Source organism: Glycomyces sp. NPDC021274, assembly GCF_040641195.1.
Lineage (GTDB): Bacteria > Actinomycetota > Actinomycetes > Mycobacteriales > Micromonosporaceae > Glycomyces.
Genome location: NZ_JBFADC010000001.1, coordinates 583,493 through 600,339 on the forward strand (window position 1 = coordinate 583,493; position 16,847 = coordinate 600,339).

Below are 16,847 nucleotides of genomic sequence, written 5' to 3' on the forward strand. Positions count from 1 at the left end.
TATGCCGCTACCTGGGCGTTTTACCCGTGGCCGTTCCGTTATCGTTGGTCCGCCGAGATGATTGGCGGGTGAACGCGCACCCGACGATCGGCTCGCGGTTCCCGGCCTCGTCCCACAGAACTCCACCCATCGAGGAGACCTCTTGAGCAGCACCGACGCCACCCCCGAAAACGAAGACATGCTGATCGTCCACGGCGGCACCCCGCTCGAAGGCGAGGTCCACGTCCGCGGGGCGAAGAACCTCGTCTCGAAGGCCATGGTCGCCGCCCTGCTGGGCACGTCCCCTTCGGTGCTGCGCTCGGTGCCCGCCATCCGCGACGTCGAAGTCGTGACGGGCCTGCTCCGCGTCCACGGCGTCGACGTCGAACTCGACGGCGACACGCTCTACATGGACCCCACCTCGGTCGAGTCCGCCGGCGTCGAGGAGATCAACGTCCACGCCGGGACCAGCCGCATCCCGATCCTCCTGTGCGGTCCCCTCCTGCACCGCCTCGGCCGCGCCTTCATCCCCGACCTCGGCGGATGCAACATCGGCGGCCGCCCCATCGACTTCCACCTCGACGCGCTCCGCAAGTTCGGCGCGGTCGTCGAGAAGAGCGCCGACGGCACGCACCTCTCGGCGCCCAACGGCCTCCACGGCATCCGCTACGAGCTCGAGTTCCCGTCCGTCGGCGCCACCGAGCAGGTGCTGCTCACCGCCGTGATGGCCAAGGGCACCACCGAGCTGCGCAACGCCGCCATCGAGCCGGAGATCGTCGACCTCATCTGCATCCTGCAGAAGATGGGCGCGATCATCAAGGTCCACACCAACCGCGTGATCGAGATCGTGGGCGTGGACGAGCTCAAGGGCTACTCGCACCGGGCCCTGCCCGACCGCATCGAGGCCGCGTCATGGGCCTCGGCGGCGCTCGCCACCCAGGGCAGCGTGTTCGTGCGCGGCGCGCAGCAGGCCGACATGATGACGTTCCTCAACGTGTTCCGCTCGATCGGCGGCGCGTACGAGGTGGACGACGACCCGATCGAGGGCGGCATCCGCTTCTGGCACCCGGGCACCCCGCTCAAGCCGGTCGCGCTCGAGACCGACGTGCACCCCGGGCTCATGACCGACTGGCAGCAGCCGATCGTGGTGGCGCTCACCCAGGCCGACGGCCTGTCGATCATGCACGAGACCGTGTACGAGAACCGCTTCGGCTACACCTCCGAGCTGCGCCGCATGGGCGCCAACATCGAGCTGTACTCCGACTGCCTGGGCGGCACCCCGTGCCGCTGGGGCCGCCGCAACTTCCTGCACTCGGCCGTCATCGCCGGGCCCTCGAAGCTGCACGCCGCCGACCTCCAGATCCCCGACCTGCGCGCCGGGTTCAGCCACCTCATCGCCGCCATGGCCGCCGAGGGCACCTCGCGCGTCTACGGCGTCGACCGCTACATCACGCGCGGCTACGAGAACTTCGAGGCGAAGCTCCTCGGGCTCGGCGCGAAGATCGAACGCCCGACGTCGGCGCTCGCCGACCACCGCTGAACATCACCCGGGACGCAGGCGGGCCGCGGCTGAGCAGCGGCGGCACCGCCTGCGCCGCGGGAGTGCGGCGTCGCTACCCGCAACTGAGCGGCAGCGGCCCGAAACCGCGTAGGTATGCTTGGGGAGCAGCATCCCGCAGCGAGTCGAGGAAGGCCTTACGTCCGTGGCGAAGAAGTCCGTGCAGGCGGAGACACCTGCCCCCGAGGAAACCCAACCGGCTTCCGCCACCGACAAGAAGGGGAAGGCCACTCCCAAGCGGCCCAACCAGTCCAAGGCGCGCCCCCCGGTCAACCCCCCGCTGACCGCGAAGGAGAAGCGCGAGGCCCAGAAGAAGGCCGGCCCGCTCACCAAAGAGCAGAAGAAGCAGGCGAAGGACGACATCCGCGCCGAGCGCGCCCGCATCGCCGAAGGCCAGTGGAAGGGCGACCCGCTCTTCGACAAGTACCACCTGCCGCGCGACCGCGGCGCCGAGCGGCTGCTCGTGCGCGACATCGTGGACTCCCGCTGGTCCGTGGGCCAGTACTACATGTTCGGCGCGTTCGCGATCCTCATCCTCTCGACGTCCGGCTCCGTGCAGCTCCAGAGCTACCTGTTCATCGCGCTCATCGCGCTGACGGCCGTCATCGTGCTCGAATCGGTGCTGCTGGCGCGCCGCGTCAAGCGGATCGTGTTCAAGCGCTTCCCGAAGACCGAGCAGCGCAAGGGCGGCCTGTACTGGTACGCGATCCAGCGAAGCATCATGCCGCGCTCGATGCGCAGCCCGCGTCCGCGCATGAGCTACAAGGCGAAGGAAGACGACCTCGGCAAGGTCGTCAAGTAGGCCGTCCCGCCCTTTTTGCACCGGTCCGACCCGGGATCGTTCTGCTGTCGTTCCCGGGTCTCCCATGGCTTACCCTCGAATTGTCGTAGCCCTCTCTGACCCCGGAAAGTAGTCAACGTGGTGGATGTCGCGGCGGACTTGCGGGCGGGGCTGTTCCGCGCCCTCGGCCCACTCGATCGCGCCACCATGCGGCACGCGATCGCCGACACCGTCGCCCTCCAGCAGATCCGCGAAGAAGCCACCATGCGCCTCGCCCGCGCCGCGGCCGAGGCCGACCAGTCCCGGCTGCTCGGCGTGCGCGCCGTCATCCTGCGCGTGCTCGGCGACTTCGACGGCGCCGAAGTGGACGCCGCGGCGGCCGTCAAGTACGCCGAGGCCGTCGGCGCCGACCTGCTCCTGGCCCCCGCGCGGGCCCGACTGGCGCAGGTGCTGCGCGTGCGCGGCCGCTACGAGGAGGCCGACCAGCTGTTCGCGCTCGCCGAGGCCGGCGAGCTGCCGCGGACCCTCACGGGGGCCGTGCGGGCCTACGCGGGGCTCTCGTGCATCGCCCAGGGCCGCATCACCGAGTCGCTCATCCACGTGCAGCGCGCCTCCGAGCAGAACCCGCACGGGTTCGTCATGCAGATCGTGGAGACCGCGCTCTCGCTCATCGAGGAGCACGCCGCGAAGGCCGGGTTCGGGCCGCCGCCGCGCGGCTGGCCCGAACGCGCCGGGCACCCCGCGCCCGACCGGTTCCAGGACCCGCAGACCGGCCGCTTCGGGTACCTCGGCGTCGACGGGCGGCCCGTGGTGCAGGCCGCGTTCAGCCAGGCCGGGGACTTCCGCGGCGGTGTGGCCGCGGTGTGCCAGGCCGACTGGGGCGCGATCGACCGCACCGGCACCGTCGTCGTCCCGATGCTCTACAACTCCATGGAGACCCCCACCGCCGACGGGCGCACCGTGATCGGGTTCGTGAACGGCGTCGCCGTCGCCTCCCAGCGCGGGCGCGTGCTCGTCGTGCACAAGTCCGGGCGCGTGGTCGTGCCCCCGCGGTACCAGCGCGTCGAGGTCCACCCGTCCGGGTTCCTCGCCTCCGACGGGTACTCGTGGGGCGCACTCGGCTTGGACGGCAACGAGATCGTGCCGCTGCGGGTCGACCGGGCCGAGGCGCTGCGCACGCTGGACGCGGCCGTCTCGATCGACGACGGGCCGCTCTGAGCGCACGGTTCGTTCACCTCACGTACGACGCCTGAGCCGTTGACGCTAGCCGCACGGCAGGTAATCTCTTGGCATGGAGTTTCGTCATCTCGGCCGCTCAGGCCTCGTCATTTCCGAACTCGTCTACGGCAACTGGATCACCCACGGCGGCCAGGTGGAAGAGGACGCCGCCGTCGCGTGCGTGAACGCCGCCCTCGACGCCGGCATCACCACGTTCGACACCGCCGACGTCTACGCGCAGGGCGCCGCTGAGGAGGTCCTCGGCCGCGCGCTGAAGGACCAGCGCCGCGACGGCCTGGAGATCTTCACCAAGGTGTACTGGCCGATGGGCCCGGGCAAGAACGACCGGGGCCTCTCGACCAAGCACATCAAGGAGTCCATCGACAACTCCCTGCGCCGCCTGCAGACCGACCGCGTCGAGCTGTACCAGGCCCACCGCTGGGACGTCGAGACGCCGCTGGAGGAGACCATGCAGGCGTTCGCCGACGTGGTGCACTCGGGCAAGGCCCACTACATCGGCGTCTCCGAGTGGACCGCCGACCAGATCCGCGCCGGCGCCGAGCTCGCCAAGGAGCTGAAGATCCAGCTCGTGTCGAGCCAGCCCCAGTACTCGGCCCTGTGGCGGGTCATCGAGGCCGAGGTCATCCCGGCCTCCGAGGAGCTGGGGATCGGGCAGATCGTCTGGTCGCCGCTGGCGCAGGGCATCCTCACCGGCAAGTACAAGCCGGGCCAGGACGCCCCCGCGGGCTCGCGCGGCGCGGACCCGAAGTTCGGGCGCTTCGTGGAGCAGTGGCTCAACGACGACGTGCTCGAGCGCGTCCAGCAGCTCGGCCCGCTGGCCGAGGAGCAGGGCCTCACCATCGCGCAGCTGAGCCTGGCTTGGGTGCTGCAGCACACCAACGTCTCGGCCGCGATCATCGGCGCCACCCGTCCCGAGCAGGTCGTCGAGAACGTCAAGGCCGTCGGCGTCAAGCTCCCCGAAGAGGTCTACGCCAAGATCAACGACATCCTCGCGCCGGTCGCCGTGACCGACCCGAAGGAGACCACGGCGCCGAACCCGCGCGCCTGAACCGCATAGGATATATCCTATAGGATTCCACCGACCCTATAGGATATATCCTATCGGATCTGCTCGTGCCGGGCGGACGCCGCGAACGCGAGCGCCCGGGCGACGAGCTCCGGATCGGCCGCATCGAACCATTCGATGCGGCCGTCCCTTTTGAACCAGGAGCGCTGGCGGCGCACGAAGCGGCGCGTGCCCTGCGCGGTGAGGCGGAAGGCCTCGGCCTCGTCGTACTCCCCCGCGAAATGCGCGAGCACCTGCTGGTAGCCGAGGGCGCGGGACGCGGTGCGGCCCTCGCGCAGGCCCTGGCGCTCGAGCGCGCGGACCTCGTCGAGGAGCCCGGCGTCCCACATGCGCTGGACCCGCCGCTCGACCCGCTCGTCCAAGACCGGCGTGTCGAGGTCGACGCCGATGCGGACGGCCGCGAAATGGGCCTTGGGCACCGGCAGGCTCGCAGTGAAGGAACCCGTGAGCTCCACGACTTCGAGGGCGCGCACGACCCGGCGGCCGTTCGACGGCAGGATCGCCTTCGCGGCCGCGGCGTCGAGGGCTTTCAGCCGTTCCCAGAGCGCGGCGGAGCCCTCGCGTTCCAGATCGGCCTCGAGTCGGGCCCGAATCTCGGGGTCGGTGCCGGGGAACTCCATCTCGTCGAGTGCGGCCTGCACGTACAGGCCGGAGCCGCCCACGAGGACCGGACGCCTGCCCCGGGCCCGGATGTCCGTTATGGCCTCCCGGGCGAGCCGCTGGTAACTGGCCACATCCGCGGGTTCGGTCACATCGAGGACGTCGAAGACATGATGCGGCACACCGCGCTTCTCGGCCTCGGTGATCTTCGCGGTGCCGATGTCCATGCCCCGGTAGAGCTGCATCGAGTCGGCGTTCACCACCTCGCCGCCCAGCGCTTCGGCGAGCGCCACCGACAGCGCGGTCTTGCCCGCTGCGGTGGGCCCTACGACGGCGATCACCGGCGGCTGTAGGGTGGGTATGCCGCCAGCGTGCGTTGCAGAGCCCAACTGAACGACCCCTTCGGTTCGTGCGGCGACCACCCGGCTGGCGGCTACCCGTCAACCACCGTAAGGTACGGGAAGTACGTCCCTAAGTTCGTGTGAAGGATTTGAGATTACCGCGATGAGTGACCTCGGAGACTGGACCAGCTTCGGCCGCGTTGACGCCGACGGCACGGTCTATGTGAAAACCTCCTCCGGCGAGCGCGCGGTCGGCTCGTGGCAGGCCGGCTCCACCGAGGAGGGCCTCGCGCACTTCGCGCGCAAGTACGCCGACCTCGTGGTCGAAGTCGATCTCATCGCCGCCCGCCTGAACTCGGAGTCCGCCGACGTCGAGCAGGCCGCCTCGCAGCTCCGCAAGCTGCGGGAGGGCCTCGACACCGCGGCCGTGGTCGGGGACGTCGACGCCCTCGCCACCCGCCTCGACGGCCTCTCGAAGCACGCCGAGGACAAGCTCGGCGAGTTCAAGGCCGCGAAGGACGCCGAGCGCGCCGAAGCGGTCGCCGCCAAGGAGGCCCTCGTGGCCGAGGCGGAGGAGCTCGCGGCGAAGGACAGCCACTGGAAGGCCTCGGGCGCCCGCTTCTCGGAGATCATCGAGGAGTGGAAGGCGATCCACGGGGTCGACCGGAAGACCGACCAGAAGCTCTGGCGCCGGTTCTCTTCGGCGCGCGACACGTTCACGCGCCACCGCGGCGCGTACTTCTCGCAGCTCGACGCCGAGCGCAAGGTGATCGGGCAGAAGAAGGAAGAGCTCATCGCCCGCGCCGAGGCGCTGTCGACCTCGACCGACTGGGGACCGACCGCCGACGCGCTCAAGGGCCTCATGGCCGAGTGGAAGGACGCCGGGCGACTGGCGCCCGACGCCGAGCAGAAGGCCTGGAAGCGGTTCCGCGCCGCGCAGGACGTGTTCTTCAACGCCCGCTCCGAGGTCTTCTCGGCCCGCGACGCGGAGCTCGAGGCCAACCAGGCCGCGAAGGAAGAACTCCTGAAGCAGGCCGAGGCGCTCGACATCGAGAAGGACCCCAAGGCCGCGCAGAACGCGTTCCGCGAGCTGCAGGCCGGCTGGCACGACATCGGTGCGGTCCCCCGCAAGAACCAGGCCAAGCTGCAGCGGCGCCTGCGCAACGTCGAGGACAAGCTCCGCGACGCGCTGGACACCGCCTGGCGCAAGGTCCCGGTCGAGAAGAACCCGCTGCTGCTCCAGATGCGCCAGCAGGTCGCCGAGGCCGAGGAGAAGCTGGAACGCGCGAAGGCCGACGGGAACGCGAGCCGCATCAAGAAGGCGGAAGCCGACCTGGCCAGCAAGAAGCAGTTCCTTCAGCTTGCTGAAGGAACCCAGTAGCGCAGCTTGGAGCTTGCGGAAAGAACCCAGTAGCGCAGCCTTCAGCTTGCCGAAGGAACCCAGTAAGCGAAACCTGCCGTTGGCCCGGGGTTCGCGGAAACGCATGAGCGCGTTCGCGGACCGATCGGGATAATGGGACAGGGCTACGACGGCGTGGACCGATCCGGTTCACGCCGTTCGCTTTGCCCGAGGCCGCTTCCCCGCGCATCCCAAGGAAGGCAGACGCACATGGTTCTTGAGAACAACCCCCTGGAGACGCTCCCCCCGCAGTTCGTCCCCACCGAGAACGTGTTCAACCTCCGCGACGTGGGCGGCTGGACCGGCCTGGGCGGCAAGAAGGTGAAGACCGGGCAGGTCTTCCGCTCCGACAACTTCGGCAACGCCTCCGAATCCGACATCGAGCACGTCGTACACCACCTCGGCGTGAAGCACGTGATCGACCTGCGCCGGGCCGAGGAGTGGGACGAGTCCGGCCGGTTCCCGGAGACCGACGGCGTCGAGTTCCACCACTTCGAGATGCTCCACATCAAGTGGGAGCAGATCGGGCTGCGGCCGAACGGGCTCACCGACGAGGCCGAGGTCATCGACTTCCTGCGGCACCGCTACACCGGGATGATGGAGTCCGGATACCACTCCGTACGCGATTCGCTCGAGGTCATCGCCGGCGGGGAACCGGTGGTGTTCCACTGCATGGCCGGAAAGGACCGCACCGGTATCGTCGCGGCGGTGCTGCTCTCGATCCTCGGCGTCGCTGACGAGGACATCGCCGCCGACTACGCGCTCACGCGCCACGGCTCGGCGCGCTGGCGCGCCTGGCGCGACCGGCAGTTCGGCAAGCCCGAGGTCGAAGGCGGCCTGGACGTCCCGATCGAGGCGATGCTCCAGACGATCGACGAGATCAACGCCCGCTTCGGCTCCATGGAGGAGTACGCCGCGGCCACAGGCTTCAAGGGCGCAGACGCCCTGCGCGACCTGCTGCTCGAATAAGCGTCCCCCTCGCGGAGCCCGCCGGGGCGCCTGTCGGCGATCGGTCACCTACCGGTCGGCAGGTGAAATTCGATTGCCCTGTGTCGTACCCTGCTCGTACGGTGGTCCGGTGGGCTCAGAGCGGTTGAAAACTCCAGAACTGTCCGAAACAGACGATCTCGAGCCGCAGCGTTCGGCACCCGAGCGGAAGTCCGCTCTGACCAACCTGTGGCGCATCAAGAAGTACCTGTACCCCTACCGGTACCGGCTGGCACTGCTGTGGACGATGGTGCTGCTGAACATCGCCTCCGGCCTGGCCATTCCACCGCTGGTCGGCAGGGCCATCGACGGCCCGATCGCCGAGCGGGACATGCGGGGCCTGTGGGTCATCGTCGGCGTCATCGCCGCCCTTGGCGCCGCCGACGCGATCCTCCAGCTCGCCCGCCGCTACATGCAGACCACGACCGCGATGGCGATCGAGGCGGACATGCGGGCCGGCCTCTACGAGCACCTCCAGCGCCTCCACACCGGCTTCCACGACCGCTGGCAGACCGGGCAGCTCCTCGCCCGCGTCACCTCCGACCTCGGCATGATCCGGCGGTTCTTCGCCGGCGGCCTCGTCTTCGCGATCACCTCGATCGGCATGATCGTGATCATCCTGGGCCAGCTGCTGTTCATCGAATGGCGCCTCGCCCTCATCGTCGCGGCCTCGGCCGTGCCGCTGTTCCTCATCGGCCGCAAGTTCTTCAGGGGCTACCTGCCCGCCGCCAGGTCCGAGCAGGACCAGTCCGGCGAGGTCTCCAGCGCCGCAGAAGAATCCGCGCTCGGCATCCGGGCCATCAAGGCCCTCGGACGCGGCCCCCTCATGGCCGCGCGCTTCGAGAAGGAGGCCGCCGAACTGCGCGACAGGGGCATCCGCAAGAGCCTCATCGCGTCCCGCTCATGGTCGGGATACGACGCGATCGCCACCGCCGCCATCGGCGCAGTCCTGGTCTTCGGGTCCGTCATGGTCGCCGAAGGACGGATGACCGTAGGCGACCTGACCGCGTTCGTCATGCTGCAACTGGCGCTGCTGTGGCCCATCGAGGCCTCCGGCTGGGTCATGGCCCACGGCAACGAGGCCATGACCGCCGCCGACCGCGTCTACGAAGTGCTCGACACCGAACCGGCCATCAAGGACCGTCCCGGCGCGAAGGCCATCGACCGCAGCGAAGTGCGCGGCGAACTCGTCTTCGAAGACGTGCGCTTCGGCTACGACGACTCGCGCGACATCCTGCGCGGCGTCAACCTCCGGGTCAAGCCCGGCGAGACCGTCGCGATCGCGGGCAAGACCGGCTCGGGCAAGTCGACCCTCGTGTCGCTGCCCTCACGCCTCAACGACCCCACCGGCGGCCGCATCCTCCTGGACGGCACCGACATCCGCGACCTGCGGCTCGCGAACCTCCGCTCGGTCGTGACCACCGCATTCGAAGAGGCCACCCTGTTCTCGATGAGCGTCCGCGAGAACCTGGCGCTCGGCCGCCCCGACGCCGACGAGGCCGACCTCCTCGAAGCCCTCCGGGTCGCACAGGCCGAATTCGTGCACGACCTGCCGTACGGCCTCGACACCCGCATCGGCGAGCAGGGCCTCTCGCTCTCCGGCGGCCAGCGCCAGCGCCTCGCGCTCGCCCGCGCCGTGGTCGTGCGCCCGGCGGTGCTGGTGCTCGACGACCCGCTGTCGGCGCTCGACGTGCACACCGAAGAGCTCGTGGAGAAGGCGCTGGCGCAGGTGCTGCGGGAGACGACGGCGCTCGTCGTGGTCCACCGGCCGTCGACGGTGGCGCTCGCCGACCGGGTGGCCCTGCTGCACGAGGGCCGGATCGCGGCCTTCGGGAAGCACTCCGAGCTGATGGCCCAGAGCCCTGAGTACGTGAACGTGCTCTCGGCGGAGTCCGAGGAGATGGCGGCGTGACCGAGACTGAGAAACCGGCCGACAAGACCGCAGAGCAGACCGCTGACAAGCACGTCTCGTGGCGGGGCCAGGCCGAGTCGGCCGAGGCCGACCGCACGAGCGCCGAAGTGGACGACGCGGCGTCGATCAAGGAGCTGCGGAGCCAGTCGCGCCGGCTCCTGGGCTCGATGATCCGGCCGCATAAGAAGGCGATCGGGTTCCTCTGCGCGATCCTGCTGGTGCAGAACTTCACGAGCATGGCCACGCCGCTGCTGGTCATGTTCGGGATCGACAACGCGATCCCGGCGATCAGCGAGCGCGGCGACTACTCGGTGCTGATAGGCATCGCGGTCGCGTTCGCGGTCGTCTCGGTCCTCAAGTACGTGTGCGTGCGGCTGTACATCGCGCAGTCGGCGAAGGTCGGCAACGCGATGCTGTTCGCGCTGCGCAACCGGGTGTTCCGCAAGTTCCAGGAGCTCTCGGTGTCGTTCCACGAGCGGTTCACGTCCGGCCGCGTGACCGCCCGGCAGAGCTCCGACATGGAGTCGATCCGGGAGATGACCGAGAACGGCGTCGACGACCTGGTGCTCGCCGGACTCAACGTCATCACGATCACCGTCGTCATGCTGGTGCTCGACCCGCGGCTGGCAGCGGTCACGCTGCTCACGTTCCCGCTGATGATCCTCCTGGGCCGCTGGTTCAACCGGGTGTCGACGCTGGCGTACCGGCGGGCGCGCGAGACCGTGGCCCTCCTCATCGTCTACTTCGTGGAGTCGATGGGCGGGGTGCGCGCGGTGCAGGCGTACCGGCGCGAAGAGCGCGACCGGGAGCTGTTCGCCGGGCTCAACACCGACAACCGCTTCGCGCAGGCCAAGGGGCACCAGCAGAACGCGTTCATGTCCGGCGGGATGCGCGGCATCGGGCACCTCGCCACTGTGGTGGTGCTGGTGTTCGGCGGCTGGCAGGTCATGCAGGGCAACACCGAGGTCGGCGTGCTGGCGGCGTTCCTGCTGTACATGAAGCGGTTCTTCGACCCGCTGAACGAGCTGGTGCAGTTCTACAACGTGCTGCAGTCGGCGACCTCAGCGCTCGAGAAGATCTCCGGGGTGCTGGACGAAGAGGTGGAAGTGGGCGAACCGGAGGAGCCGCGCGCCATCGAGCGGCCCCGCGGCGAGCTCCGCTTCGACAACGTGCGGTTCCAGTACCGGGAGGACCAGGTGGTGCTGCCGGGGCTGGACCTGCGCATCCCGGGCGGCCAGACCACGGCGCTCGTGGGGGCCACGGGCGCGGGCAAGACGACGATCGCGAAGCTGGTGAGCCGCTTCTACGACCCGAAGGGCGGCACGGTCTCGCTCGACGGCGTGGACCTGCGCGACCTCACGGAGCGGGACCTGCGCGAGCACATCGTGATGATCACGCAGGAGAACTTCCTGTTCAACGGCACGATCGCCGAGAACATCGAGCTCGGCAAGCCGGGAGCGAGCCGGGAGCGGATCGTCGAGGCGGCCAAGGTCGTGGGCGCCCACGAGTTCATCGAGGCGCTCCCGGAGGGGTACGACACGCACGTGCGTAAGCGCGGCGGCCGGCTCTCGGCCGGCCAGCGCCAGCTCGTGGTGTTCGCGCGGGCGTTCCTCGCCGACCCGCGGGTGCTGATCCTCGACGAGGCGACCTCTTCGCTCGACATCCCGTCAGAGCGGCTGGTGCAGCGCGCACTGCGCACGATCCTGGCCGACCGGACGGCGATCATCATCGCCCACCGCCTGTCCACAGTAGAGATCGCCGATCGGGTGCTCGTGCTCGAACACGGCCGCATCATCGAGGACGGCCACCCGAACGAGCTCATCGACCACGGCGGCGAATACGCCACCCTGCACCGCCAGTGGGAGGACAGCCTGGTGTGAATCCCCCGGCGGGCCGGTCCCGCCCGGGATATTCCCCTCGCCGGGAAGAGCGTCGATGATCACGCACGGCGGCGAACCGGAATGACCGGAGCAAGGCGAAGGTTTGACCTGCAGTAACAGTGAATCCCCCAGCGAGCCTCGGAATGCCTTGGCCCGCAAACAGAAAGCCAGGTACGCCATGTTCGCCCTCACCTTCTCCGCCTACGGACCCTCCGATGTGCTCGCCGTGACCGACGTGCCGGAGCCGCACGCCGGCCCGGGCCAGATCCGCATCAAGGTCCGCACCGCGGCCGTCAACCCGATCGACTGGAAGATCCGGGCCGGATACCTCCAGGACCTCTTCCCGGTCGAATTCCCCGGCATTCCCGGATGGGACTCGGCCGGCGTGGTCGACGAAGTCGGCGAGGGCGTCACGAGCGTCAAGGTCGGTGACGAGGTCATCGGTTACGGGCCGACCTCACAGGCCGAGTACACCGTCGTGGACCACTTCACGCCGAAGCCCGCAGCGATGAGCTGGGAACTCGCGGCGGCCCTGCCGACCGCCGCGGAGACCGCCGTGCGCTCGTTGGAACTGCTGGACCTCGCCGCCGGGCAGACCGTGGTGATCGACGGCGCGGCCGGATCCGTGGGCAGCGCCGCGGCGCAGTTCGCGGTCGCCAAGGGCCTCACGGTCATCGGCACCGCGAGCGAAGGCAACCACGAGTACCTGCGTTCGCTCGGCGTGCAGCCCACGCTGTACGGCGAGGGCTTGGCCGAGCGGGTGGCGGCGCTGGCGCCGGAGGGCGTGCACGGCGCGATCGACGCGGCCGGTGCCGGTTCGCTTCCCGAGCTGGCCGCGATCACCGGCGACCCGAAGCAGGTCGTGACGATCGCCGACTTCTCCGGCTCAGTGCCCGAGGCGCAGGTGACGGTGAGGGCGAGTGCGTTCCACGCTCTCGCCGAGGCCACCGCGCTCTTCGAGGCCGGCAAGTTCGACCTGCGCATCGACTCCGTGCACGAACTCGCGGACGCGGCGAAAGCCCAGGACGCGAGCCAGACCGGCCACGCTGCGGGCAAGCTCATCCTGAACATCGCCGCGAACTAGGGCCGAAGCTCAAGGCGGGCGGCGCATTGCGCCGCCCGCCTTCAGCATGCTCGGAGTTATCCACAGGCTGGAAACTCGTTGTCGCCAACCGGGACCAACGCGTGACAGCATTGGCATATGCGCCAGATGAACTGCACCACCAGCCTTGATACCGCCACTGCGGCCATGCTCCACAAGGCCGCATCCGGTACGGAAGCGGCTGCGCCGAAAGTTATCCACAGGCAGAAACTTTCTGTTGCCGACCGGCTACAGCATGTGTCAGCCTTGATACAAAAACGCTACTTGGCCTTGCGGGATGGTGGCGACATAGAGGGATTCGCGAACGCCACCATACCGAGACCGCGCGCGGGAACCCACCCGCGCGCGGTCCCCGCACAGGCCACACCGCCTCCGCGGAGGCCACACGGGCGGCCGGGCACACCAGCCCGGCCGCCCATAATGCTCTACGGTCGAAAGCCGCTCACCATCGATGCCGCCGCCCTGCACACCCGTCGATCGCACGAGACGACTTCCCAAGCGCCCATCTGCGAGTGCAGCGCCAGGCATTGCCTAGCTCACGCCACAAAGGCAGCTTGGAGGCAACTCGACGCGACCGCAATGATCGGCTGCTTGCGATCTCGAATCGTGCCGGAGCAATTCATTCGGCCACAGTGGCCGCAGTGATGAGGTAGTAGTCGATCCAGCCGTTCTCGTAGCAGCGCAGCCAGTTGCGGCCCCACGAGTCACGATGCTCGGTCTGGGCGACCCACTGGTCGAATTGGCGCCAGACGTGCTCTCCGATCGGGGTCAACGTGACTTCGGTGAATCCTGCTCGGGTCAGCTCTGCGGCGAGCTCCCCCACCGGGCGCACGACGTCGACGCCGGAGGCCACGGTCTCGATCAGGTCGGCGACCGGTGCGGTGTCGGCGCCGTCGGGTGCGAAGAACGTCGCGGCGGCGAAGCGCCCGCCGGCTTTGAGGACTCGGTGCGCCTCGCTGGCCACCGAGGCGAGGTCGTCGACGTGCTGGAGCATCTCGACCGCGTAGACCCCGTCGAAGGTGCCGTCTCCCCAAGGGATCTCGGTGACTGAGCCCCGGTGGTACGAGAGCCGCCCGCGCAGGGCCTCGAGCGACTCGGCGTTGGCTTTCGCGGCTCGGGCGAGCTGCGCGGGCGACCGGTCGAGGCCAGTGACGCTCACGTCGAACTCGCGGGCGACGAGCGCGGCCCCGACGCCGATGCCCGATCCGAGTTCCAGGAGCTGTGCTCCTGCTTGCGGTTCGAGCCGCGCGACGACCTGCCGGTACAGCTCGGCTTGGCTGGCGGTCCGCTCCTCCACGGTGATCTCGCGGTCCGGCTCGAGCGCACCCCAGTAGCCGTAGTTGATGAACGATCCCGAGAAGATCGTGAAGGAGCCAAGGTCGAGCTCCCCGTACATGAAATCGCGCTGCGCCTGCACTTCGGTGTCCCGTTCCATACCAACCGATTCTGGCACGAACCGCGCGGATTCGCGCGCGCGGTTCAAGCGCCGTCAGCCGCCCGCTTCTCGATCAGGGCGGCCAGGGCGGCGGCAGTACGGGCGACGGTGCGGTCGGCGTCGGCGGCGAGGCCGCGCAGCAGTGTGAGAGCGAGGGCGTCCGGCATTTCGGCGAGGGCCTGGACCAGGCGCATCCGCACGGCGTGGTCCGCGGAGGGCGCGGTGAGTTCGGCTGCCAGCGCTTCCTGGATCGGTGCCGCGAGTTCCGGGTCGCGCGCCAGGGCCCCGAGCACTTCGGCCGCTTCCACATCATTGACGCCTGTGACGATCACGGCGATGAGGGCCGGGATCGATTCGGGTCTGCCGCGTGCGCCCAGTGCCAGGGCGGCGCGCCCCCGGGCGTGCGGGTCGGGGTCGGCGAGGGCGTCGGTGAGGATTTCGGCCGATTCGTCGCCGGGGATCTCGGCGAGCATCTGCACGGCGCGGCGGCGGACTTCGACGTCGCTGCTCGCGAGGCCGGGGGCGAGGTTCGCGACCGCGTCGGTGCCGGCTCGTGCGAGGGCCCAGCGCAGGGCTCCGGCGACGTGTGGGTCGGTTTCGGTGAGGACGGCTTGGGCCAAGACGGGGGCCGGCAGGTCGGATCGGGGGGCGAGGATGGCCTGCTGTCGTCTTGCGGCGCTTGGTGAACTGAGGCCGCGGAGGAGTTCGACGATGCGCAGGGCCCCTTCCCAGCCGGTGGGCTCGGTTGCGTCGACCGCGCGGAGGCGCTTGAGGAGTTCCTGTTCGCGGGCGAGGCGGTGCTCGGTCTCCTGGATGAGGTCGCCGATGAGGTCGGAGGGGGTGAACCCTGGGTCGTCGAGGACCTGGCCGATCTGGCGGAGCGAGAGGCCGAGGGTTCGCAGGCTCTCGACGTGGAAGATCCGCTGGATGTCCGTGTCGGCGTATTCGCGGTAGCCGCCGGTGGTGCGGCCGGTGGGTCGCACGAGCCCGAGTGATTCGTAGTGTCTGAGCATTCGGGCGCTGACGCCGGAGCGGCGTGCGACCTCACCGATCAGCATCGTGTTCAGTCCTGTCGTTCGTTGCCGAGGGCGTAGATCCGTTTCGCTTCCTTGACGGCGGGTTCGAATGCGGCGTCGGGGTCGTGCAGGAGTTTTTCGGTGGCGGCGGCGTGGGCTGCGATGACGGGGTCGTCGCTGGTCAGGGCGCGTTGGAGGATCGGTTCGATGACGGTGCCGAGCGCGATCAGGGCGCGGCTGAGGCTGCGTTGGATTTCGCGCCCGCCGCGGCCGAGCTGGGTTGCGAGGGTTTCGGCGAGTTCTCGTTCGTGTCCTTCGGGGACGACGGCTTCGGCGGCGCGCCAGGCGGCGCGGGCGACTTCGTCGTCGGGGTCGCGGAGCAGTTCGGGTGTCATTGCGGGCCAGGCGCGGGGGTCGCCGATCTTGGACAGGGTGTGCAGGGCTTGGCTTCGGGCTTGTGACTCGTTTGATGCGAGTTCGTTGAGGAGTCGTGGGACGGTGAGGTCGGTGGGGAGTCGGGTCAGGGCCCAGGTGAGCATGTCGCGTACGTAGAAGTCGGGTTCGGTGCCGCAGCGGGCGACGAGGGCGTCGAGCAGCGCGGGGTGCGGGTCGGTGCCGATGGTGAGCGCGGCTTTGAGCCGTGTGGACGGGGCGTCGGCGGCCAGGGCGGCGATGAGCTGGGTTGTCGCGTGTTCCGTGTTGATGGGAACCACCTCCTGGCACCAGTGAACGCCTTGACACTGTGTCAATGTCAAGTATCGGGTGGCGCGGGTGTCAGACGAGGGAGAAGCCGCGGAGTTCGGCGACGGCGGCTTGTTCTTTGTCGCGGGAGGCGAATGCGTAGGGTTCGCTGCCGGCGAGGTCGGGGAGGAGGAGTGTGGCGGTGGCGATGTGCCAGGCGTCCATGGCGCGGATGCCGTGGGTTGCGACGATTTCGAAGGCTTCGCCTTCGACCTGGTCTTGCGGGGCGGAGATGACGGTGATGGGGCCGTCGGGGCCGGTGTCGGCGCGCCAGATGTCGAGCAGTTGGTCTTTGTCGCGGCGTTTGGCGCGGGCGGTGCGGACGAGGGCCCCGGCGACTTCGATGCGGGTCCATGAGCCGGTGACGACGAGGATTTCGGGGTCGCGCAGGAGCTTGAGGGCTTCGGCGTGGCCGCGTTCGTCGGGCAGGTATGAGCGGGCGAGCACCGACGAGTCGGCGTAGACGATCACAGGAGTCGGTCCCGGTCTTCTTCGAGTATCTGGTCGAGGATGGGGCCGACGCCGCGCATCGAGTCGAGTACGCGGGTGCGGAGCGATTCGACGTCGCGGACGGGGGTCGGTTCTTTGGCGACTTTGAGCGGTGGGGCGAGCATGCCGAGGGCGGCGGCCTTGGCTCGGACTTTCTCGGTCGCGGTGCGGCCGTCCTGCTCGCCGATGACGGAGAGGATCTCGTTCGCGATCGCGTTGACCGAGCGGTGTTCTCGTTTCGCCCGCTCGGTGAGGCGGGCGTGGAGGTCGTCGTCGACGCGGAGTAGGAGCTGCTTCATACCTCGATGATAGCACTCAAGGT

Annotated in this window: 15 protein-coding genes; 9 read left to right on the forward strand and 6 right to left on the reverse strand. The window is 69.2% G+C overall.

Features of this window, described 5'->3' with window-relative positions; all coding sequences use genetic code 11:
* The first annotated feature begins 178 nt into the window (after positions 1-178).
* The 4 genes from murA to AB0I03_RS02670 all read left to right on the forward strand — a co-directional run bounded on the left by murA (position 179) and on the right by AB0I03_RS02670 (position 4,605).
* Positions 179-1,519 (forward strand): UDP-N-acetylglucosamine 1-carboxyvinyltransferase, encoded by a 1,341-nt coding sequence (murA, locus tag AB0I03_RS02655; RefSeq protein ID WP_360405918.1) that lies wholly within the window; start codon positions 179-181, stop codon positions 1,517-1,519.
* A 163-nt stretch (positions 1,520-1,682) separates the two neighbouring features.
* On the forward strand, positions 1,683-2,339 hold the full coding sequence (locus tag AB0I03_RS02660; protein WP_360405246.1) for a DUF3043 domain-containing protein: 657 nt from the start codon (positions 1,683-1,685) through the stop codon (positions 2,337-2,339).
* Positions 2,340-2,456: 117 nt separating this feature from the next.
* Positions 2,457-3,536 (forward strand): WG repeat-containing protein, encoded by a 1,080-nt coding sequence (locus AB0I03_RS02665; RefSeq protein WP_360405249.1) that lies wholly within the window; start codon positions 2,457-2,459, stop codon positions 3,534-3,536.
* A gap of 73 nt (positions 3,537-3,609) precedes the next feature.
* A complete protein-coding gene (locus tag AB0I03_RS02670) occupies positions 3,610-4,605 on the forward strand; it encodes an aldo/keto reductase family protein (protein WP_360405252.1) in 996 nt (331 codons plus the stop codon).
* 50 nt (positions 4,606-4,655) lie between these two features.
* On the opposite strand, the gene miaA is transcribed toward AB0I03_RS02670, so the two are convergent.
* Entirely contained in the window at positions 4,656-5,564 is a 909-nt protein-coding gene (gene miaA, locus AB0I03_RS02675) for a tRNA (adenosine(37)-N6)-dimethylallyltransferase MiaA (protein ID WP_360405255.1), read from the reverse strand.
* 163 nt (positions 5,565-5,727) lie between these two features.
* On the opposite strand from miaA, the gene AB0I03_RS02680 reads away from it, so the two are divergent.
* The 5 genes from AB0I03_RS02680 (at position 5,728) to AB0I03_RS02700 (ending at position 12,826) form a co-directional block, all read left to right on the forward strand.
* Positions 5,728-6,945 (forward strand): DUF349 domain-containing protein, encoded by a 1,218-nt coding sequence (locus tag AB0I03_RS02680; RefSeq protein ID WP_360405258.1) that lies wholly within the window; start codon positions 5,728-5,730, stop codon positions 6,943-6,945.
* A gap of 228 nt (positions 6,946-7,173) precedes the next feature.
* Positions 7,174-7,932, forward strand: a complete 759-nt coding sequence (locus AB0I03_RS02685; RefSeq protein ID WP_360405261.1) for a tyrosine-protein phosphatase — start codon at positions 7,174-7,176, stop codon at positions 7,930-7,932.
* A 139-nt stretch (positions 7,933-8,071) separates the two neighbouring features.
* Positions 8,072-9,862, forward strand: a complete 1,791-nt coding sequence (locus tag AB0I03_RS02690; protein WP_360405921.1) for an ABC transporter ATP-binding protein — start codon at positions 8,072-8,074, stop codon at positions 9,860-9,862.
* Positions 9,859-11,742 carry an ABC transporter ATP-binding protein gene (locus tag AB0I03_RS02695; protein WP_360405264.1) on the forward strand — a complete coding sequence of 628 codons (1,884 nt, stop codon included), beginning with the start codon at positions 9,859-9,861 and terminating at the stop codon, positions 11,740-11,742. Before AB0I03_RS02690 ends, AB0I03_RS02695 begins: the two co-directional genes overlap by 4 nt.
* Positions 11,743-11,920: 178 nt before the next feature.
* Positions 11,921-12,826, forward strand: coding sequence for an NADP-dependent oxidoreductase (locus tag AB0I03_RS02700; protein ID WP_360405924.1), 906 nt, complete (start codon positions 11,921-11,923; stop codon positions 12,824-12,826).
* Between the two features lie 637 nt (positions 12,827-13,463).
* On the opposite strand, the gene AB0I03_RS02705 is transcribed toward AB0I03_RS02700, so the two are convergent.
* From AB0I03_RS02705 to AB0I03_RS02725, 5 genes are all read right to left on the reverse strand, one after another.
* On the reverse strand, positions 13,464-14,279 hold the full coding sequence (locus tag AB0I03_RS02705; RefSeq protein WP_360405267.1) for a methyltransferase domain-containing protein: 816 nt from the start codon (positions 14,277-14,279) through the stop codon (positions 13,464-13,466).
* 44 nt (positions 14,280-14,323) lie between these two features.
* Positions 14,324-15,337, reverse strand: coding sequence for a HEAT repeat domain-containing protein (locus AB0I03_RS02710; protein ID WP_360405270.1), 1,014 nt, complete (start codon positions 15,335-15,337; stop codon positions 14,324-14,326).
* A 5-nt stretch (positions 15,338-15,342) separates the two neighbouring features.
* On the reverse strand, positions 15,343-16,008 hold the full coding sequence (locus tag AB0I03_RS02715; RefSeq protein WP_360405273.1) for a HEAT repeat domain-containing protein: 666 nt from the start codon (positions 16,006-16,008) through the stop codon (positions 15,343-15,345).
* Between the two features lie 61 nt (positions 16,009-16,069).
* Positions 16,070-16,507: a type II toxin-antitoxin system VapC family toxin gene (locus tag AB0I03_RS02720; RefSeq protein WP_360405276.1), complete on the reverse strand. Its 438-nt coding sequence runs from the start codon at positions 16,505-16,507 to the stop codon at positions 16,070-16,072.
* The gene (locus AB0I03_RS02725) at positions 16,504-16,824 is read right to left on the reverse strand and encodes a toxin-antitoxin system HicB family antitoxin (protein ID WP_360405279.1); all 321 of its coding nucleotides are present in this window, start codon (positions 16,822-16,824) and stop codon (positions 16,504-16,506) included. The genes AB0I03_RS02720 and AB0I03_RS02725 overlap by 4 nt, the downstream gene beginning before the upstream one ends.
* Between the last annotated feature and the right edge of the window lie 23 nt (positions 16,825-16,847).